Annotated in this window: 16 protein-coding genes; 8 read left to right on the top strand and 8 right to left on the bottom strand. The window is 72.5% G+C overall.

Annotated elements, in window-relative coordinates; genetic code table 11:
- Window positions 1-62 precede the first annotated feature (62 nt).
- Window positions 63-854: a hypothetical protein gene (locus tag AB0F52_RS31570; RefSeq protein WP_360179042.1), complete on the bottom strand. Its 792-nt coding sequence runs from the start codon at window positions 852-854 to the stop codon at window positions 63-65.
- Window positions 855-1114: 260 nt separating this feature from the next.
- On the opposite strand from AB0F52_RS31570, the gene AB0F52_RS31565 reads away from it, so the two are divergent.
- A complete protein-coding gene (locus AB0F52_RS31565) occupies window positions 1115-2695 on the top strand; it encodes a substrate-binding and VWA domain-containing protein (protein WP_360179040.1) in 1581 nt (526 codons plus the stop codon).
- Window positions 2696-2706: 11 nt separating this feature from the next.
- Window positions 2707-4449, top strand: coding sequence for a hypothetical protein (locus tag AB0F52_RS31560; RefSeq protein ID WP_360179038.1), 1743 nt, complete (start codon window positions 2707-2709; stop codon window positions 4447-4449).
- Here AB0F52_RS31560 and AB0F52_RS31555 read toward each other — a convergent pair.
- Window positions 4443-5093: a class I SAM-dependent methyltransferase gene (locus tag AB0F52_RS31555; RefSeq protein ID WP_360179036.1), complete on the bottom strand. Its 651-nt coding sequence runs from the start codon at window positions 5091-5093 to the stop codon at window positions 4443-4445. The genes AB0F52_RS31560 and AB0F52_RS31555 overlap by 7 nt on opposite strands.
- A 149-nt stretch (window positions 5094-5242) precedes the next feature.
- On the opposite strand from AB0F52_RS31555, the gene AB0F52_RS31550 reads away from it, so the two are divergent.
- The gene (locus AB0F52_RS31550; RefSeq protein ID WP_360179034.1) at window positions 5243-9253 is read left to right on the top strand and encodes an alpha-(1->3)-arabinofuranosyltransferase; all 4011 of its coding nucleotides are present in this window, start codon (window positions 5243-5245) and stop codon (window positions 9251-9253) included.
- 67 nt (window positions 9254-9320) lie between these two features.
- On the opposite strand, the gene AB0F52_RS31545 is transcribed toward AB0F52_RS31550, so the two are convergent.
- Complete coding sequence (locus tag AB0F52_RS31545; protein WP_360179032.1) at window positions 9321-10538, bottom strand: polysaccharide biosynthesis protein; 1218 nt, start codon at window positions 10536-10538, stop codon at window positions 9321-9323.
- Window positions 10539-10608: 70 nt separating this feature from the next.
- On the opposite strand from AB0F52_RS31545, the gene AB0F52_RS31540 reads away from it, so the two are divergent.
- Genes AB0F52_RS31540 through AB0F52_RS31530 form a run of 3 tightly spaced genes read left to right on the top strand, consistent with a single transcriptional unit; the run spans window position 10609 to window position 13532 of the window.
- A complete protein-coding gene (locus tag AB0F52_RS31540) occupies window positions 10609-12291 on the top strand; it encodes a hypothetical protein (RefSeq protein ID WP_360179030.1) in 1683 nt (560 codons plus the stop codon).
- A 3-nt stretch (window positions 12292-12294) separates the two neighbouring features.
- The gene (locus AB0F52_RS31535) at window positions 12295-12477 is read left to right on the top strand and encodes a hypothetical protein (RefSeq protein ID WP_013229289.1); all 183 of its coding nucleotides are present in this window, start codon (window positions 12295-12297) and stop codon (window positions 12475-12477) included.
- 5 nt (window positions 12478-12482) lie between these two features.
- A complete protein-coding gene (locus AB0F52_RS31530; RefSeq protein ID WP_360179028.1) occupies window positions 12483-13532 on the top strand; it encodes a hypothetical protein in 1050 nt (349 codons plus the stop codon).
- Between the two features lie 52 nt (window positions 13533-13584).
- Here AB0F52_RS31530 and AB0F52_RS31525 read toward each other — a convergent pair whose 3' ends face one another.
- A complete protein-coding gene (locus AB0F52_RS31525; RefSeq protein ID WP_360179387.1) occupies window positions 13585-14718 on the bottom strand; it encodes a glycosyltransferase family 4 protein in 1134 nt (377 codons plus the stop codon).
- 160 nt (window positions 14719-14878) lie between these two features.
- Here AB0F52_RS31525 and AB0F52_RS31520 point away from each other — a divergent pair, with 160 nt between their 5' ends.
- Window positions 14879-15574 carry a class I SAM-dependent methyltransferase gene (locus AB0F52_RS31520; RefSeq protein WP_360179026.1) on the top strand — a complete coding sequence of 232 codons (696 nt, stop codon included), beginning with the start codon at window positions 14879-14881 and terminating at the stop codon, window positions 15572-15574.
- On the opposite strand, the gene AB0F52_RS31515 is transcribed toward AB0F52_RS31520, so the two are convergent.
- A complete protein-coding gene (locus AB0F52_RS31515; RefSeq protein ID WP_360179024.1) occupies window positions 15571-16641 on the bottom strand; it encodes a DUF3068 domain-containing protein in 1071 nt (356 codons plus the stop codon). The genes AB0F52_RS31520 and AB0F52_RS31515 overlap by 4 nt on opposite strands.
- 271 nt (window positions 16642-16912) lie before the next feature.
- On the opposite strand from AB0F52_RS31515, the gene AB0F52_RS31510 reads away from it, so the two are divergent.
- A complete protein-coding gene (locus AB0F52_RS31510; protein WP_360179022.1) occupies window positions 16913-17410 on the top strand; it encodes a hypothetical protein in 498 nt (165 codons plus the stop codon).
- Between the two features lie 221 nt (window positions 17411-17631).
- On the opposite strand, the gene AB0F52_RS31505 is transcribed toward AB0F52_RS31510, so the two are convergent.
- From AB0F52_RS31505 to AB0F52_RS31495, 3 genes are read right to left on the bottom strand one after another with little or no spacing between them, the layout of a single operon-like run.
- Complete coding sequence (locus AB0F52_RS31505) at window positions 17632-17844, bottom strand: helix-turn-helix transcriptional regulator (protein ID WP_103338337.1); 213 nt, start codon at window positions 17842-17844, stop codon at window positions 17632-17634.
- Complete coding sequence (locus AB0F52_RS31500; protein ID WP_360179020.1) at window positions 17844-18323, bottom strand: DUF2975 domain-containing protein; 480 nt, start codon at window positions 18321-18323, stop codon at window positions 17844-17846. The genes AB0F52_RS31505 and AB0F52_RS31500 overlap by 1 nt, the downstream gene beginning before the upstream one ends.
- A gap of 56 nt (window positions 18324-18379) precedes the next feature.
- Entirely contained in the window at window positions 18380-19558 is a 1179-nt protein-coding gene (locus AB0F52_RS31495; protein WP_360179018.1) for a helix-turn-helix domain-containing protein, read from the bottom strand.
- Between the last annotated feature and the right edge of the window lie 16 nt (window positions 19559-19574).

The raw sequence follows: 19574 nt of genomic DNA, 5'->3' as shown, positions 1-19574 counted from the left end.
GCACACCTTGCGCGCCCGCGGCTCTCGATGCGTTGTGCCGCGCGCTCCCGCCCGCCTGGCACCTACCCGACGATGTCGATCTCGAAGGGCTCGGCCGCGCTGTAGTTGATGTCGGCCCACACCGCGCCCGGCAGGTCGTAGCGCCGGTGCGAAGTCAGCTTCGAGTCGTACCCGCCCGTCTGGGTGGGGTTGTGGCCGACTCCCCGGTGGTCGCTGCCCCAGGCGTAGATGTCGCCCACCCACATCGGGTTCGCGAAGCCGTCGCCGCCGAGGCGGGGGCGGATGATGACCGCCGCGGCGGGGCTGCCGGACAGGAACACCCGCACCGCGTTCTCCGCGGCGTTCGGCGGGGTGACGGTGATGCGCTCCATGATCTCCACTCCACTCGAAGGGCCGTCCACTCCGGGCCAGTAGTCGGCGACGGACGACAGGTCGTAGCCCGGGGCGACGTTCCCGCGGTACTGCTTGGCGACCGCGCCGGCGGGGATGGCGGGATCGCCGTCGTAGTGGGCGATCCAATAGTGCGGCTCGGCGACGCCGGCGGCGGAGAACGCCGCCCGCACCGACGGCCAGGTCGAAAGGTTGCAGTAGATCGTCGGGTCCGCGCCCGCCGCGCGGCGCATCCGGACCCAGCCCGGTGCCTCGGCCGGGGTGGCGTCGCCGGGCTCGACGTCGAGGACGTGCCCGTCGTTCGTGCCGGCCTTCTTGGCGATGGTGACCTTGACCGCGTGGGGGAACCGTGCCCAGTCCGCCGCCGTCCAGGGGGCCAGCTTGATCCGGTCGATGTAGCCGGCGACCATCCGGGCGTCCGCGGGGATGTTCGCGGCCGTCACCGCGTCGTACATCGTGCGCACGGGTTCGGCCTCCGTTCGGTGCCGTATCGCCGGGGAAAGGACGGCGGAATCGTTTTCACGAGCCGTCATCGTGCAATTACCCGCGTGGGATGGTCGTCAAGCGAAAAGCGCGACGCCGTAGGGTGAATCACCAAAACGGCCGCACCCGGGCCGCCCTTCACCGCGGGCTCACGCGCCGATGGTGACGTTCTGCTTCCGGTACTGGCTTCCCGCTCACCCGGCTGGCAAGCTGCCAGCACCTCACGAGGGAAGGACGTGCATTGGCGGCACACCCGGCGCGGGCCCGGCGCATCGACGCCCGGGTCATCGTCCTGAGCGCGCTGCTCGTGGTCGCGCTGCTCGCCTGGGCCGGGTTCGACTACCTGAAGAACCGGCTGGCCGGCAGCGGCTGCGACACCACCACCGCGGTGCGCGTCACGGCCGCGCCGGACATCGCGCCGGTGCTGACCGGGCTCGCCCGGACCGTCCCGGAGCGGGACTGCTACTCCGTCGAGGTCACCGCGAGCCCCTCGACGGCCACCGCGACGGCGCTGGAGGCCAACGGCGCGAACGGCCCCGACGTCTGGGTGCCGGAGTCGAGCACCTGGCTGCTGCAGGCCCGCGACGGCGGCGCGTGGAACCTCCCCGAGTCCGGCCAGCCGGTGGCGAGCTCGCCGGTGGTGCTGGCGCTGACCGACGACGTCGCGAAGCAGGCCGGCTGGCCGGGGAAGTCGCCGTCGTGGTCGGACGTGCTCGCCGCGAGCCCGGTCGGGCTGCCCGATCCGAGCCGGGACCCGGCCGCCATCGGCGCGCTGATCGGCCTGCAGCAGGTCACCAAGGACGCGCCCGACCCGGCCGCCGCCTTCACCGAGGAGATCCGCAGGCTTTCGGCGGTGAAGCAGCCGTTCACCGCGTGGCCGGCGTCGGAGCAGTCGGTGCTGGCCCGCAAGCTCGTCGCCGCCTACCCCGCCGCCGGCGTGCCGAGCTTCGACTACCCGTACGTCGTGCTGCCGCGGGCCTCGGAGGCCTCGCGCTCGGCGGCCGAGCGGTTCCTGCGGCTGCTGCTCGACCAGACCGCCACCAAGGCGTTCGCGGACGGCGGGTTCCGGACGCCGTCCGGGCAGCTGCTCGGCGACCGGCCGCGCGACACCCGCACGAACGCCGCACCGCGCCCGGCCGGGCCGCCCGCGCCCGAAGCGATGTACGGCGTGCTGCAGGCTTGGGCCGGGGCGAACCTCAGCGCCCGCGTCCAGGTCCTGCTGGACGTCTCCGGCTCGATGGCCGCCACCGTGCCCGGCACCGGCCGCAGCCGGATGGCGCTCACGCTCGAAGCCGCGACGCAGGGGCTCGGGCTGTTCAAGCCGACGACCGAGATCGGCCTCTGGCTGTTCTCGACCAAGCTGGACGGCGCCAAGGACTACAAGGAACTGCTGCCGATGCTGCCGATCTCCCAGCAGCTCGCCGGGGGCGGGGTGGCGAAGCTGCAGGCGGTCAAGCCGAAACCCGGCGGCGCGACCGGGCTGTACGACTCGATCCTCGCCGCCTACCAGAACGCCCGGCAGAGCTGGCAGCTCGGCCGGATCAACGTCGTCGTCGTGCTCACCGACGGCCGCAACGAGGACGACGACTCGATCGGGCTGCCCGGCCTGCTCGCCGAGCTCGGCCGGCTGCAGGACCCGCGGAAACCGCTGCCCGTGATCGGGATCGGCATCGGCCCGGACATCGACGCGAGCGAGCTGCGGCAGGTCTCGGCCGCGACCGGCGGCGAGTCCTTCACCACGCCCGACCCGCGCAAGATCTCCGACGTCTTCTACCAGGCACTGAGCAAGCTCATGTGCCAGCCGCCCGCCTGCAAGAAGTGAGGACGCCCGTGTTGGTGCAGATCGAAAAGCCCGCGCCCCGGGTGACCCGAAGACCGTCGGCGCTGGTGCTCGCCGCGTTCGTCGCCGGCGTGGTGCCGTTCGCCTTCCACACCTGGGCGGCGCTGCACGGGAACTTCGCCCAGGACGACTTCGTCATGACCTACCGGGCCGCCTTCGCCGGGCCGTTCGACCTCGATTACCTCTTCCAGGACTACCACGGGCACCTGATGCCCGGCGGGTTCCTCCTCGCGGCCGTGATGACCTGGTGGGCGCCGCTGAACTTCCCGCTCATGATGCTGCCGCTGCTGCTGATGCGGGCCGTGGCGACCGTGCTGTTCTGGTGCCTGCTGGTGCGCTGCTTCGGCCGTCGCTGGGCGATCCTGGTGCCGTTCACCGTGTTCACCGCCTCGACGCTGCTGCTGGTCCCGCCGCTGTGGTGGGCCTACGGTTCCCAGGTCGTCCCGGTGGTGCTGGCGGCCGCCGGCGCCCTGTACTGGCACGTCCGCTACCTGCGCGAGGGCGGCCGGTGGTGGATCGGCACGTTCGCTTGGACGCTCTTCGGGCTCGCCTTCTACGAGAAGGCCGTGGTGGTCCCGGTGCTGCTGGCCGGGGTGACCGTCCTGCTCGGACAGTCCTTCCGCGACCGGTGGCGCTACTGGGCGGGACACGCGGCGCTGCTCGCCGCGTTCGTCGCGGGCTACCTCGCGCTGACGTCGAGCCAGGTGGCTCCCGGCGGTCCGCCGATGACCGCCGGCACCGTCGCCGACCTCACCGGCCGCATGCTCGGCGACACCTTCCTGCCCGGCCTGGCCGGCGGGCCGTGGTCGGGACCCGGCCCGGGCGCGACCTGGGCGCCCTCGCCGTTCGCGGTCGTGGTCCTCCTGTTCGCCGCGGCCGTGGCGCTGCTGGTGGCCGGCGCGCGCGTGGGCGGCCGCCGGGCCTGGCGGGCGTGGGCGCTGCTCGGGCTGCTGTTCGCGGTGGACGTCGGGCTGCTGGCGCTGACGCGGCTGCGCGAAGTCGGCCCGGCCGCCGGTGACGACCCGAGGTACCTCGCCGAGCTGGCGTTCGTGGCCGCCCTCTGCGGAGCGTTCGCTTTCCTCACGCCTGATGGGGTTGGACCATCCGGAGTCACTCGCGAGCGGCCGATCGCCCTAATCGTCTGCGTGCTTCTGCTCGCCAGTTCCGCGATCGCTTTTTCCCGGCTGGCCCCCGCGATGCGGTTCGACCATTCCGGGCAATACCTCGCCAATGTGCGCGCGGCCGTCGCGGCGGATCCGGATCTGGTTTTCTACGACACGTTCGTGCCGTCCGATGTGGTCCACGAATGGTTCGGCGCGGATTCACAGGCGTCCCGGGTCGCCGGCCTGGTGCCCGGCACGCACTTCGACCAGCCGACGAACCGGATGCACCTGCTCGACGCCACCGGCACGCCCCACCTGATCACCGGCGTGGCCGCGGAGTCCCGCGGCGCGGCGGGGCCGCTGGCGGACTGCGGGTACACGGTCGGCGAAACGCCGCTCAGCATCCCGCTCGACAAACCGATGCTCGGCCGGCACCTGCTGAAGATCGACTACTTCACCCGCGACGGCGGTGAAGGCCTGGTCGACCGGACACCGGTGTGGTTCCAGCCCGGGCTGCACTCGCTGTACCTGCCGGTGGACGGCCTCTTCGACCACATCGGCGTACGGCTGTCGAGCCCGGGCGCACCCGTGTGCGTCCCCAGGGTCGAGGTCGGGAAGCCGGTGACTCAGTAGGGGTCGTAGGGGCTGTCGTGGCCGAGCAGCCGGGCCAGTGGCCGCAACCGCAGCCGCAGCAGCACCTTGATCCCGACGTTGCGCGCGAACCACGGCAGCTGCGCCAGCACGCGCAGCCGGTCCGCCGTGGACGGTGGCGCCAGCCGGAACCGCGCCAGCGACGTGGCCCGGTCCAGATAGCTGTACCGCCGTCCGAAGAGGACCTTCGCGATCGTGCCGAGCGTGACGCCGATGGAGGAAAAACAGTCGTGGACCAGGATTTCCGCCCCCGGCGGCAGGTGCGCCGACCAGCGCAGGTCGTCGGTGTAGGTCCAGTAGTCGTGCTTGCCGTCGATGTAAAGCAGCTGTATGGCCCGATCCCAGTCAGGGCGCAGTTTCGTGCTGTAACCGGCAACGAGCTCCACGACGTCGTCCAGCCCGGCCCGGCGGATGTTGCGCTCGAACAGCTGCCGCGTCGGCGATCCGCCGAACAACCGGCCGTCCACGAAGGGGTCGACGGCGATCACCGTGGCCCCGACCGTGCGGGCGGCGGCGCCCAGGACGATCGTGGATCGGCCCTGGTGGCTGCCGATTTCCAGGATGACGTCACCCTTTTCGAGGCGGCACGCGGCCTGCCACAGCGCTTCGCCCTGCGCGCGCGTCATCCAGCCCTTGACCGGCTCGGCCAGTGCCCACGCGTCGGCGAAGCCGTTCGTGCTCAGTTCGGTAGTGATGGCGCACCTGCCCAGGGAAGTCGGGGGCCGGGGAAAATCGTCGGCACATGGTAGCCAGGTTTCGGCCTAGTATCTACCGGATGGTAACCGCCACCCGCGAACGGACCCGGGACGACGCCCCGCCCTCCGGCGGCGGCCGGAAGTTCTCGCCGGGCGCGTTCCTCCGCCGCCCGAGCACCTGGATCGTGCTGGCGCTGACCACGTTGTCGTTCCTGCAGATGCCGGGGAAGACGACGTTCGACACCAAGCTGGACCTGGCCGTCGACCCGCTCGCCTTCCTCGGGCGCGCCCTGCACCTGTGGAACCCCCAGGCCACCGCGGGGGAGCTGCAGAACCAGGCGTACGGCTACCTGTTCCCGATGGGCCCGTTCTTCGCGCTGTGCCAGGCCGCCGGGGTGCCCGCGTGGATCGCGCAACGGCTGTGGGGCGCGGTGCTGCTGTCGGCCGCGTTCGGCGGCGCCCTGCTGCTGGCGCGGGCGATGAAGATCGGCACCGAGCGCACGCGGCTGATCGGCGCGCTCGGGTACGCGCTCGCGCCGCGCATGCTGACCGAAATCGGCGGTCTGTCCGCGGAAATGCTGCCCGCGGTGCTGCTGCCGTGGGTGCTGGTGCCGCTGGTGCGGGCCGGGGCGATCGGCTCGCCGCGGCGGGCCGCCGGGCTGTCCGCGCTGGCCGTGCTGTGCATGGGCGGCGTCAACGGCGCGATGGTCGTGATGGCGCTCGTCCTGCCGGGACTGTGGCTGCTCACCCGCCGCTGGACGCGGGCGCACGTCGAGCTGGTGCTGTGGTGGTTCGTCTTCGTCGTCGGCGCGACGCTGTGGTGGATCCTGCCGCTGCTGCTGCTCGGCGAATACAGCCTGCCGTTCCTGGACTACATCGAGTCCGCGACGAACACGACCGCGCCGATGTCGCTGTTCGAGGTGCTGCGCGGGACCAACCAGTGGGTCGCCTACGTCGTGCAGGGCACGCCGTGGTGGCCGGGTGGCTGGTCGCTGATCGACAACCCGGTGCTGATGCTCGCGACCGGGCTCGTCGCCGGCGTCGGCCTGTTCGGGCTGACCCGGCGGGGCCTGCCGGAGCGGCGGTTCCTGGTGCTCGGCGTGGTGACCGGGCTGACCCTGCTGACCATCGGCTACGTCGGCACGCTCGACAGCCCGTTGGCCGAACAGGTCCGGCACCTGCTCGACGGGCCGCTCGCGCCGCTGCGCAACGTGCACAAGTTCGAGCCGGTGCTGCGGCTGCCGCTGATGCTGGCGTTCGCGCACGGCATCTCGAGTCCGGCCAGGGTGACGTCCGCGCGCCGGTTCCTGCGCCCGGCGCTGGGCCTGCTGCTGGTGCTGGTGATGGCGGCACCGGCGTGGCTGCTGAACCTGCGGTCCGGCCCGGGCTGGGACGCGGTGCCCGGCTACTGGTACGACGCTTTCGCCTACGTCGGCAAGGCCGATCCGAACGCGCGGACGCTGCTGCTGCCGGCCACCGGGTTCGGCGAGTACGACTGGGGCCGCACGGTCGACGAGCCCGCGCAGGCGATCGCGCGGAGCCCGTGGGCGGTCCGCAACCAGGTGCCGCTGGGGTCCGAAGGGAACACGCGGCTGATGGACTCCGTGGACGCGGCGCTCGCCGACGGCCGCGGCGACCCCGGCCTGGCCGCGCTGCTCGCGCGTTCGGGATACCGGTTCTTGCTGCTGCGCAACGACATCGACCGGGAACGGAACACCGCACCCCCCATCGCGACCCTGCGGGCCGGTCTGGCCGGGTCGCCGGGCATCGCCAAGGCCGCGGAGTTCGGGCCCCTCGAGGTCTACGAAGTGGGGAAGCCGGTGCCGCTGGCCACCGCGACGTCCACAACGGACGTCCCCACGGTGAGCGGCGGTCCGGAGAACCTGCTGCCCCTGATCGACTCGGGTCAGCTCGACCCGGCGACGCCCACCGTGCTCACCGGCGACGGCGGGTCGCCCGGCGGCCCGCGGCTGGTGACCGACGGCCTGCGCCGGGCCGAGCGGAACGTCGGCGGCGTCCGCGACAACCTCAGCCAGACCCTGACCGCCGGCGAGGCCTACCGCCAGCAGCGCGCGGCGGGCGACCTGCTGCCGTTCCCGGGCCAGGAGCACCAGACCGTGGCCGCCTACCGGGGGATCCGCTCGGTGACGGCGTCGACGGCGGCGTCGTTCGCCGACGCCTTCGGCGGGTCCGATCCGTCGCACCAGCCGTTCGCCGCGATCGACGGCGATCCGCGCACGGCGTGGCACTCGTCGTCGTTCACCGGGCCGATCGGCCAGTGGCTCGAGGTGGAGCTGGACACCCCTCGGCTGGTGAACTCGGTCGAGCTGCAGATGGTCGACGACCTGCGGGTGGGCTGGCCGGCCACCCGGATCCGGATCACGACCGACAACGGCTCGGTCGAGCAGCCGGTGATCCGCGGCGCCGGGCCGCACGAGTACTCCGTCGCCGGTGGTGTCACCCGCACGGTGCGGATCACGCTGCTGTCGCTGGTGGTCGGGCGGCAGGACGGGAACGTCGGCATCGCGGAGCTGAAGATTCCGGACACCGAGCCGCAGCGCGCCCTGGAAGTGCCCGCGGACCTGCCGGCCGGGCCGGCGCCCGGGTTCGCGTTCACGCGCGGTCCGCAGCCCCGGTACGCGTGCCTGCCACTCGGTGCCGCCGTGCGGTGTGACGCCGCCGCGGCCCGCGACGGCGAGGAACCCGACGGGATCCGGCGGCTGTTCAGCACCCCGGCCGAGGAGACGTACCTGGTCGGCGGCACGGTGCTGCCCGCGGGCGGCGGCCGCAACCCGGTGTCGCTGCCCGGCGTGACCGTGGCGTCGACGTCCCAGCTGGGCGGCGACCCGGCGGCCGCCGGGTTGGCGGCCGTGGACGGCGATCCGGGCACGACGTGGCGCCCGGACGTCACCGACCTGCGGCCGGCGCTGACGCTGGGGTGGTCGTCGCCGAAGCGGATTTCGGGGCTGCACCTCGAGGTTTCCCCGTCGAGCGGGGCCAAGGCACCGCGGCAGGTGGAGCTGGTGGGCCGGTCGGGGACGCGGCCGGTGCAGCTCGACGCGGGGGGGTCCGCGTCCTTCGAACCCCTGGACACCGACCAGCTGCAGATCGTGCTGCCGGGCGACGACGACGATCCGGCGGCGCGCGCGGTGGTGGGCATCGGCAGCCTGACGCTGTCCGGGAGCGACGGCCTGCTCCCGGCGCCGGACCCGGCGTTCACGGTGCCGTGCGGCTCGGGGCCGAACGTCCACCTCGATGGGCTCGACTACCGGACGTCGGTGCAGGGCAAGCTGTCCGACCTCACCGCGCACCGGCCGCTGGCGCTGGGGATGTGCCGGGACTCGGAGGGCGGCATCGCGCTGCCCGCGGGCGGGCACGAGCTGCGGACGGACCGGTCGGAGTCGTTCGTGGTCCAGGACCTGTGGCTGCGCCCGTCCGGTACGACCGCGCCGCCGGTGCACCGCGCGGTCCAGGTGGGCAGCTGGGACGCGGCGTCGCGGTCGGTGACGGTGGGGCCGGGCGCGGAGGCGGTGCTGGCGGTCCCGGAGAACGCGAACGCGGGCTGGACGGCCACTTTGGACGGTCAGCAGCTGACGCGCACCCGCGTGGACGGCTGGCAGCAGGCGTGGATCGTCCCGGCGGGCGCGGGCGGCGTGGTGGCGCTGGCGTTCACCCCGGACGCGAACTACCGGCTGAGCCTCCTGATCGGCGCGGCGGCGGTGCTGGTGCTGCTGGTGGGCGTGGCGTGGCCGGCGCACCGGCGCCGGTTCACGATCTCCCCGGGCGGTGCTTGGACACCGGTCGTGCTGATCGGGCTGCTGGTCGCGCTGGGCGGGATGCTGCCGGTGGTGCTGCTGATCGCGTGCCTGCTGGCCCGCCAGTTCTCGGAGCGCGCACCGAGGTTCCTGGCCTTCGGCGGCACGGCGGTGGCGGCGGGCGTATCGGTGACGGGCCGCGTACTGGGCCACGGCCAGGACTGGGCGTACGGCCCGGTGACCCAGGCGGCGTTGTTGCTGGCCGCGGCCGCGATGGTGGCCACGTGCGTGGACTGGTTCACCCGCAAGGAAAACCCCACCGAGCCAGCCCCCTGACCCGCCCGGTCCTCCCGGCACGCATGCAGTGAATGACTCATTCCTGGCGTCCGACGCCAGGAATGAGTCATTCACCGCGGTGGGATTCCCTGCGTCGGGGCCGGAGCTCGAGAAGTGCGCCGGCCGCGGCCAACGCGCCGGCGGTGCACACCGCCGCCGTGACCACCTGGGTGGGTGAGCCGTGCAGCCACGTCGTGATCAGCAGTGCCTCCACGCCGACCGCGGACCACATCAAGACCGTCACGCGGCGGTCGCCGTCGGCCAAGCGGGCGTACAGCAGGATCTGGACCAGCGCGAGCATCGAGCCCGCCAGCGCGAACGGCCACACCGGCATCGTGCTCCCCGTGTACTTGGCGCCGCCGATCACCGCGAGCAGTGAAGGCCCCAGCACCAGCGAGATCAGCAGGACCACCGCGTCCAGGCAAGCACAAACCGCCAGCGCCACCGGCAGCACCCGGCGGCGGCGGTCGGACACCGCGAACCGCGGCAGGACCAGCACCCCCACCGCCTGCGGCAGCCAGTACGCGATCTTCGTGACGATCGCGCCCAGCGCGTACTCGCCCACCTCCGACGACGGCAGCGTGTGGCGGGCCAGCACCAGGTCCAGGTTCACCAGCAGCACCAGCGCGAGCATCGTCTGCGCCGTGTGCAGCACCTCGCCGCCGTGGCGGTCGGCCCAGCGGGGACGCGGGCGGCCGCAGATCTGCCAGCCCGCCACGACCACCGCCAGCGACCCGGCCGCGGCGCCGGCCAGCGCCCCCGTCGGTGACCCCGAGATCACCAGCCCCACCAGGGAACCGCCGACCTTGCCCAGGCCCTCCAGCGCGATCAGGCCGGACAGCACCGCGAACCGGTGGCTGCCCTGCAGGAGACCGTGGAACACGCCCAGCAGCGTCAACGGCCCGAGCGCCGCCGTCACCAGCAGTGCGGGGGCCAGCGAACCGAGGTGCAGCAGGAGGACCAGCAACGGGCTCAGCGTCAACGCCGTCGTCGCGACGATCGCGCTCGTCACCAGGCCGAGCGCGAACAGCGAACCCTGCGAAAGCCCGGGGGCGCGCGCCACCCGCAGCGCCACCACCGTCTGCAGGCCCATCGCCGGGACGACGCCGATCACCAGCACCGCCAGCAGCGAGCTCAGCTCCCCGAACGCGGCGGGCGCGAGGATCCGCGCGGCCGCCAGGCTCAGCACGTAACTGGCCGCGTTGTTGCCCGCGAGCGCGAGCGAGACGAGGATCGCCGCGACCCGGTTGCCGGTCCGGGCCGGGACTTCGGTGTCTACGCTCAACGGCGGGCTCCCATTACCGGCGGGTAATGACCAGGGACCATAACCGCGCGCGCAACGGAAAGGAAGGGCCGTGAACGCACCGAGCAGGCGGGCGGCCCTCCCCGTGCTGTCGGCCGCGCTGGCGTTCGCCGTCTGCGCGCCCCTGCTCGGGCGCGGGTTCGTCCTGAGCTACGACATGGTGTTCGCGCCTCGGCAGTACTTCGTGCCGGACGCCTTCGGGGTCGGCAGCACGCTGCCGCGGTCCGTCCCGGCGGACGCCGCCGTCGCGCTCGCCACCACCGTGCTGCCCGGGGACGTCGTCCAGAAGATCGTCCTGCTCCTGGCCATCTTCTTCGCCGCTTTCGGCGCGGGACGGCTCGTGCCCACCGAGCACCTGGGCACCCGGCTCGTCGCGGCGACGGCCTACGCCTGGACGCCGTACTTCGCCGAACGGCTGTTCATCGGGCACTGGCCGCTGCTGCTGACGTACGCGGCCCTGCCGTGGATCGTCGGCGCCGGGCTCGCCGTCCGGGCGCACGAACCGCGTGCCCTGCCGAAGCTGGTGATCGCCTGTGCCCCGGCCGTGCTGACCCCGCCGGGCGGCGTCCTCGCGGCCGCCGTCATGGTCGCGGCCGCCGGTTCGCGGCGGCTGTGGCAGACGGTCCCGCTCGCGCTCGTGCTCAACCTGCCGTGGCTGGTCCCGACGTTCCTCAACGCCGGCGGCGCGTTCTCCGACCCGGGCGGCGTCACGGCGTTCAGCGCCCGCGCCGAAAGCTGGGGCCCCGCGCTGCTGAGCGTGCTGGGCCTCGGGGGCATCTGGAACGCCGAAACGGTGCCGGGCAGCCGGGCCGTGCCGCTGGTCCCGGTGCTGACGCTCGTCATCGTCGCCGTGGCGATCGCCGGGCTCTGGCCGCTCGCGCGCCGGTGGGGGACGGCGCCGGTGCGCTCCTTGACCGCGCTCGGCGTCCTGGGCGTTCTCCTGGCTTCACTGGCGACGTTGCCGGGCGGGGCCTGGGTGCTCACCGCCGCGACGCGGTACGTGCCCGGCGCCGGACTGCTGCGGGACGCCCAGAAATGGGTGGCGTGGTGGGCGGTGCCGCTCGCCGTGGGCTTCGCGCTGGCCGTCGAAGCCGCCGCGGGGAAGCTGAAGACCGCGGGGGGACGCGCCGGGCTGGTGACGGCGGCGGTCGTCTTCCCGCTGCTGACCATGCCGGACCTCGCGTGGGGCGGCTGGGGACGGCTCGGCACCGCGCAGTACCCGGCCGACTGGCCGGCGGTGTCCGAAAAGCTCGGTGACCGGCCCGGTGACGTGCTGGCGCTGCCGCTCTCGGCGTTCCGCGGGTTCGCGTGGAACGACGACCGCACCCAGCTCGACCCGGCGCCGCGCGCGCTGCCGAAACCCGTGCTGATGGACGACACCCTGCAGGTCGGCGCCGAGCGGATCGCCGGTGAGGACCCGAGGATCGGCGACGTCCGCGCCGCGACGTCCGCGCAGGAGCTCACCGACGCGGGCATCGGCTGGATCCTCGTCGAGCACGGGACACCCGGCTACGTCGACCCGCGGTTGCTCGCCGGCGCGACGCGGGTGTGGTCGGGTGAGTGGCTGACGCTGTACCGGACCCCGGGTGAGCCCGCGGTGAAAGCGATCTCGTGGACGCCCGTCTTGTTGGCGAACGGAGTAGCGCTCACATTGCTGTGCGTCGCAGTGTTGTGCCGCATGTTACCCATGCGTACATTGGGCCGCGGCAGGATTCTCCCGCCGCGGAAGGAGTGACTCGTGGGCACGGTCATCGGCGCGATCGTCGCCGTCATCATCGGCGGCGGAGCGGCGACCGCGGGAGGGTTCGCCCTCATCCAGGGCGCGGACCCGGACACCGCCGCTCCGGTGCAGCAGAAGCTCAACGCGCAGGTGAAGTTCAACCCTGCCGACCACCCGCTGAAGCTCTACGGGGACCGCTGAGGCGCGTGACCCGGCTCGCCTCCGACCACGCCCACCGCGTCGTCGGGCTCTACGGCGACCCCACCGTTTCCTGGAGCATCCTCCTCGAAGCGGAACTCGGCGCGGCCGCACCGGAACCGGAGAAGCTCCGCGCCCGGCTGGCGGCCGCGATCCAGCAGCACCCGCACCTCGGTGCGGTGCCCGAGATCGAGCGGATCACCGACCTCGCGGGCGTCCGGGACCGCTTCGCCGCGGCGCCCTACGAACGCGGCGCGCCGCTGGTGCGCGTCGCCGTCGGCGAACCGGCTCTCCTCATCGCCGCGCACCACGGCGCCCTCGACGGCTTGGGCCTGCTCGCCCTGCTCGGCATCCTCCTCGACGTCCCGGTTTCTTCGGCCGCGCGCGGGATCGGCGAGCGGGCGGGGGGCAAACCCTTTGCGGTTTCGGCCCTCCAGCGGCTCGCTGAGGCGCTTTTCGCGCCGCCGGGCCGGATCACCCCCGACCGGGGGCGCGGGGGCGTGGGAGACGTCTTCGTGGCCTGCCACGAGCCGCGGCTGCGGCTGGGGGCCGCGGGGTTCGTCGCGGCGGCCGCCGGCGCCACCGAACGCTGGAACCGTGCGCGCGGGGCCCGGACCGCGCGGGTCGTGGCCGCACTGGGCGCGTCGCGCCGGCCGGGTGCCGCGCCGGAACCGGTGCACGACAGCGCGTTCTTCCGGCTGCGGCTGAGCCGCGGCGCGGACGTCGCCGAAGTGCTGAAGGCGCAGCCGCCGGAGCCGGATTTCCCGGCCCGCAGCAGCCGTCTCGCCCGCCTGGGCACCCGGCTGCTGGCGAGCAGGCTCGGTTCGACGTTCCTGGTCTCGAACCTCGGCGTGGTGTCCACCGGGGACACCGTGCGGACGCTGGCGTTCTACCCGGCGGCGAGCGGCCGCTCAGGCGTGGCGTTCGGCGCGGCGACGACCGGTGGGGCCACCACCGTCACCGTGCGCGCCCGCCGCAAGGACTTCGACGCGGCGGCCGCCGCCCGGCTGCTGGGCGAGTTCCGGGATGCGGTACGGGACCAGGCGGCGCAGCAATGACATGAATGACTCATTCCTGGCGTCGGACGCCAGGAATGAGTCATTCACTGCATCAGGTCGGCTGCTCGGCGAGCGCCGGGACCAGGGTGCGGGGCCGGGGGACCGGCCGCCCGGAGACGTCCCGCACCAGTGACTCGAACTGGCCGACGCTGACGTCCCAGCTGTACCTGCCGGCCCGTTCGGCGCCCGCCAAGCCCATTTCCGCGCGCCGCAGGCCGTCGGCGAGCAGGCCGTCGACCTGCGCGGTGAAATCGTCGAAGTCGTCGGCCAGCAGGCCGGTCCGGCCTTCCACAATGGACTCCGTCACGCCGCCGGCGGCGCGGTAGGCGACCGAGGGCACGCCGTGCGCCGCGGCCTCCATGATGACGATGCCCCAGCCTTCCTTGACCGACGGGCACAGGTGCAGCCACGAGCGCGCGAGGATCTCGTGCTTGGCCTGCTCGTCGACCCAGCCGTGCAGGACGACCCGGTCGGCGACCCCGCGCGAAGCGGCGTGGGCGCGCAGCACCTCGTCCCACGGTCCCTGGCCCACGACCTCCAGTCGCAGGGACGGCCAGCGCCGCGCGAGCCGCGCGACGACGTCGATGGCGTGCTCGATCCGCTTGTGCGGCACCAGCCGGCTCACCGCGACCAGCGTCGGCTCGCGGTCGCGTTCGGACGCGCACGGCGGGGGCGTGTCGAGACCGTTCGGGACCACCGTCACGCGCTCGCGCCCGATGCCCAGTTCCGCCAGTTCCGCCTTGGTGACCTCGGAAACCGTGACGTAGCGGCACCGGCGGAACAGCCACGGCGCCAGCCGCGACTCGATCCACCAGCCGACCCGGCCCAGCGTTTCGCCGAGCGCGCTGATCCACTGTTCCTTGTGGACGTGGTGCACGAGCACCAGCACCGGGCAGCCGGCGACCAGCCGGGCGAAGAACGGCATGCCGTTCTGCACGTCCACCACGAGATCGGCGCGGGCCCGGCGGATGGCGCGCAGCGCGTGCGCGTAGACGCCGAACTTGTTGCCGCGCCGCCGGTAGCGGACCCCGTCACGCCACTCGCCCGCCGTCGCACCCGGGTACGCGGCGCACTGGATCTCGACCCGGTACCCCGCTCTGGCCAGGCCTTCGGCCATCCGCTCGACGTACCGCTCCGAGCCGCCGCCTTCGGGGTGGCGGGTGTCGCGCCAGTTGAGGAGGAGCACACGAGGACGTTCCATCGGGTTATCCAAACTGTAGCGACGGTGCTAGGTTACTGGTGCGTACACCCTAGATGAACGTATTCGGGAAAGCGACGGTTCAATGGTAGGTAATCCGGTTATCGTCGCGACGCCGCAGCCGCATCGCGCCACGCTCCGCCGCTCGGTGACCCTGTTCCGGACATTCCTCACCGAGCAGACCGATCCGGACGGCTTCTATTCCACGCTCGCCGCCGACTCCGTCCGGCAATTGGCGGCGCACACTCCGCTGTCCGGCCGCACGGTGCTCGACGTCGGCGGCGGCCCCGGCTACTTCTCCGACGCCTTCCGCGCGGCCGGCGCGGTCTACCTCGGCCTGGACCCGGACGTCGGCGAGCTCTCCGCCCGCGGCGAGCCGGGGGAGAACATGATCCGCGCCAGCGGCACGGAACTGCCCGTGCGCAGCGGATCCGTGGACGTCTGCTACTCGTCGAACGTGCTGGAGCACGTGTCCGAGCCGTGGGTCATGCTCGCCGAGATGTGCCGGGTGACCAAGCCCGGCGGCACGGTCTTCGCCTCGTTCACGCCGTGGTATTCGCCGTGGGGCGGCCACGAGACCGCGCCGTGGCATTTCCTCGGCGGCCACTACGCCCGGCAGCGTTATGCGCGGAAACTCGGGAAGCAGCCGAAGAACAAATTCGGGGAGAGCCTGTTCCCGGTTTCGGTCGGCGCCGCGCTTCGCTGGGCGAAGGCGACGCCGCTCGCCGATTTCGTGGCCGGGTACCCGCGGTACCACCCGAGCTGGGCGAGGTGGATCGTGCGGATTCCCGGCCTTCGTGAAATTGCGTCCTGGAATCTCGTTCTGGTCCTGCGGAAGGTTTAGCGGTCGGCGCCGACCGGCACCCGCTGCCGCCGCCGCGGCGGGGCCGGCGGGGCGGCCGGGCGCCGGCGGACCAGCAGGTAGATCGCCACGAGGATCAGCACCCCGCCGCCGATGCCGAGCCAGAGCGGCCCGGTGCTCGACAGGAACTCCAGCTTGCCCTTGTTCTCGTCGATCTGGTCGACCATCTGCGCGATCGTCTTGCCGTTGTAGGCGAGCGTCCCGTCGAACACGACGGTCGGGTTGCCGGTGGTGGGCCGCAGTTCCTGGTGCTGCTGTTGCTGCTGCTTCACCTCGACGCCGGTGACCGGCTCCACCCACATCGTGTTGACGCCGCGGTAGTACAGGTCCGCGTCGACGCTCGAGTCGGCGACGCCGACGAGCGAGCCGGGCACCGACTTCGTCTCGAGCTTGGTGTCCGGGATGTTCTGGACGAACTTGTAGGTCTCGATCCCGTTCACCTCCTCGGTGCCGGTGTACCGGGCGGTGACGGCGGTGCCGGTGTTGTCGTCGTAGACCTGGTAGTCCTTCTGCTCGGTGCCGAAGGGAAACTTGAAGTTCAGGCCCGGCTGGGCCTTGTAGATGTTCTGCTCCGGCGGCTTTTCGCCGTCCTTGTCGGCCTTGTCCTTGAGCTGGGTGACGTAGCTGCTTTCCTTGGTGCACTTCGGGTCGGCGTCCCCGCGCGGGTCGTAGCCCTCGGCGGTGTGCCGGTCGAAGCAGACCTGCCGCTTGCTCGCGGTGAGCACCGTGCCGTCTTCGTCGTCCTTGACCTGCACCGCGAGCAGCCAAACCGCGTAGTCGGTGCCCTCGTGCATCTCGGGCCGGGCGAAGTTCGCCTGCACGTGGCCGGTCGCGGTCAGCTTCCGGTTCTCGCGGATCTCGGTGACCGGGCCGGTGCCCTTGTCGGTCACGGCGAGGACCTTGCTCGCGGTGCCTTCCAGCACCGACGTCGAATCCTGGTCGAGCGGCACCTTGGTGAGCTTCGGGTAGACGTAGGTCGGCAACAGTACCGCCCCGGCGACCGCGAAGACCCCCAGCGCCAGCAAGATCAGGCCCAAAGCTCGTCGCAACGGTCCTCCTGGGTCGTACTCCGGACACCCAAATTACCCGGCGGTAATCAGGTGCACGGATAGTGGCCCGCGCCACGTCGCGCGTCAAAGTGTGACCGGCGGTCACAGATGTCCGGTGCGACCGGAAGGCGGCATGGGCACGGCCGTTCGGACCAAGCGACCAAACATGTTTGTTCCCGGGCACAACGGGCACGGCCTCACCATCGGACGATCCCCCTGCCGCCGCGCCGGACCGCGAAGGAGAACTCCCCTTTTGCTCCAGGACCCATCGATGGTCGCCATCGCGGCGACCGCGCGCTGGCGGGCCCGGATCGTGGCGGCCGCCGCAAGCGCGGGGATCAGCATCGCCGACCCCCAGGCGGGCGTGCCCGGCATCCGGGTGCTGAGGTGCGCCTCGGGCGACCTCGGCGCGATCGTGCCCCGCCTGGCCCGCGACAACGACCCACCCCGCCCGGCGATCGGCGCCCATTCGGACTCGATCGCCGACCGCGAGCTGCGCGACGCGGTGGCGGACGTCGCGGCTCTGCTCTCGTTGCACGGCAACGTGGTCCTCGACCTCGACGCGGGCGGCCGCCGGCATCGCCCGGCCCGCCCGGACGTGGTGGTTTCGGCCGGTGTGGACCGTCCGCAGTGGACGGAACCGGCGGTGACCCTCCCGGTGGGCCGGGACCGGCGCGGCGGGCCGCTCACGGTGGCGCTGACGGCGGGCCCGGGTTTCGAGGCAACGCTGCTGGAGCTGGCCCGAGTGGTCGACACCGACGCGGCTTAGCCCGGCCCGCGACCCGCCTCGCCGCGGCCCGGCCGCCGCAGCCCGCCCGCCGCAGTCGCTGCCCGCCCCGCCGTCGCCGGCCCCGTCGCAGCCCGCAGCCCGCAGCCCGCTGCAGCCGCTACCCGCCCGCTGCCCGCCACTCGCTTGGGGCGGGCAGCGGCAGGCTGGGCAGGGGCAGGGCCTGGCCATCGGCAAGTCGCGTGCCGGGCCGCTGACCTGGGCTAAACCTCGTCTTCGACCCACTCGAGCAGGTCGCCGGGCTGGCAGCCGAGCACCCGGCACATCGCTTCCAGGGTGCTGAAGCGCACCGCCTTGGCGCGGCCGTTCTTCAGTACGGCGACGTTGGCCGGCGTGAGGCCGATCTTCTCGGCGAACTCCCCGACGCTCATCTTGCGCTTGGCCAGTTCGACGTCGATGCGCACGACGATCGGCATCAGATGACCGCTTCCATGTCGGACCGGAGGGTGGTGGCCTGGCGCAGCAGCGCGCGCATGACCACCATCAGCAGGCCGATCACCGTGATCGCCACGGTCACCAGGAACAGCAGCATCGGCATCCCCGGGTCGTCCGCGTTGAACCCGACGAAGAGCAGCATGCCGGCGACCACCAGCCAGGCGGCGGCCACGGCCCAGACGATCGCGTCGACCCACTTCAGGGACGCGGTGGTGAAGATCCGGTCCTTCTTGACCAGCGTCAGCAGTTTCCAGGTCGCGACGACCACCACTTGGACGCACAGCACCAGGAACACCGCGATGGCGGTCAACGGCCAGCGCAGCGGAGCGTCGTGCGGGTTCTGCTGCGTGTGGTAGGCGATGCCGCCCGGCAGCGAGAGCGTCTGGAACACGACGAGGACGCCGAACAGCACCACGAGGAAGACTCTGAGCGCGGCGACGGCCCACTTCTCGGTAACCATGCGCCGACTATCGCGCTCTTCCTATCGAAAGTCAATCGGTAGTGATCGAAAGACGATCACCCGGGCTCGGGCTCCAGGCGTACCGACTCCAGTGCGACGTACAGCTCGCCGATGTCGACCGGGTCGGTGAGGTCGCGTTTGGTCAGCTCCTGCACGCGGCGCAGCCGGTACCGGACCGTGTTGGGGTGCACGAACAACCGGTCCGCGGCTTCCTTCGCCGAACCGTGGCCGGCGAACCACGCCAGCAGCGTGTCGAGCAGGACCTTGCGCTCCGCGGGCGGCAACGTGAGCACCCCGGCCAACGCCGACCGGACGACGTCGCGGGCCATCCCGGGCGCGGCCGCGACCAGCGTCGTCACCGGCGAGTCGCCGAACACCACCACACCCGCGGTCGCCGCCGGTAGCGAGCGGCGGGCGATGCGGGCGCGGTGCAGGGCGTCCGGGACGTCGGGGAACCCGGTGAACGGCTTGCTCATCCCGGCCGCCACGGGCAGGGAACCGAGCACTTCGCGCAGCCGCCGGACGTCCTCGATCCGGTCGATCGCGACCAGGCCCGCCTCGCCGCCGGGCCGCCACGCCGAGCGCCAGCGCCGCGCCCGCAGCAGCGCCTCGACGGAGTCGTGCTCGTCCGGCTCGATGCGCTCGGTCACCACGACGACGAACATCCCCGCGGTCGGCAGGCCCAGGTCGCGGGCCGCGGCCTCCATGTCCGCCTGGCCGGCGAGCCGGCCGCGCAGGAGGTCGTCCAGCAGCCGCGCGTTCGCGTGCGACGGCTCGGCCGCGACCTCCTCGTACGCCGTGGTCAGCGCGTCGGAGTAGAGGTCGATCGCCTTCCAGACGTAGGAGTTGATCTCGATCGTCCGGGTCGGGTTGAGGAACTCCGGGCCGGCGAGCTCGAGGAGCCCTTCGTAGACGAAGGTGCCGCCGATCCGGAACGCGCGCAGCACCGCGGGCAGCGGGATGCCCTGGCGCGCCTGGGTGAGCCCGGTCTTGCGGGCGGCGTCGAGGGCGAGGCCGTGGCCTTCGGCCAGCGCCGTCAGCGCGCGCTCGAGGTTGGCCCGGCAGACCTGCCGCAGCTCGCCGGGGGCGACGTCCTCGACCTGCCGGTAGAACTCGTCCTGCTCACTGAGCAGCCGGGCCAGGCGATCGGCGAACTCGGGGAGCCTGGCCAGCATCTCGCGCAGCAGCTCGCGGTGTTCGCGAGGTACCGGCCTGGCCAGAGCTTCGATGCCCATTCCTCACTTTAGCCCG

It is taken from the genome of Amycolatopsis sp. NPDC024027 (assembly GCF_040638975.1).
In the GTDB taxonomy this organism is placed as follows: Bacteria; Actinomycetota; Actinomycetes; order Mycobacteriales; family Pseudonocardiaceae; genus Amycolatopsis.
The sequence above is the reverse complement of the archived record's forward strand: the minus strand, read 5'-3'. Positions and strand labels throughout refer to the sequence as shown.

Coding starts and splice junctions, on each gene's coding strand:
- AB0F52_RS31500 (WP_360179020.1), bottom strand. CDS start 18,323: ATGGTTACCGAGAAGTGGGCCGTCGCCGCGCTCAGAGTCTTCCTCGTG.
- AB0F52_RS31505 (WP_103338337.1), bottom strand. CDS start 17,844: ATGCCGATCGTCGTGCGCATCGACGTCGAACTGGCCAAGCGCAAGATG.
- AB0F52_RS31510 (WP_360179022.1), top strand. CDS start 16,913: ATGGTCGCCATCGCGGCGACCGCGCGCTGGCGGGCCCGGATCGTGGCG.
- AB0F52_RS31495 (WP_360179018.1), bottom strand. CDS start 19,558: ATGGGCATCGAAGCTCTGGCCAGGCCGGTACCTCGCGAACACCGCGAG.
- AB0F52_RS31555 (WP_360179036.1), bottom strand. CDS start 5,093: ATGACGCGCGCGCAGGGCGAAGCGCTGTGGCAGGCCGCGTGCCGCCTC.
- AB0F52_RS31550 (WP_360179034.1), top strand. CDS start 5,243: ATGGTAACCGCCACCCGCGAACGGACCCGGGACGACGCCCCGCCCTCC.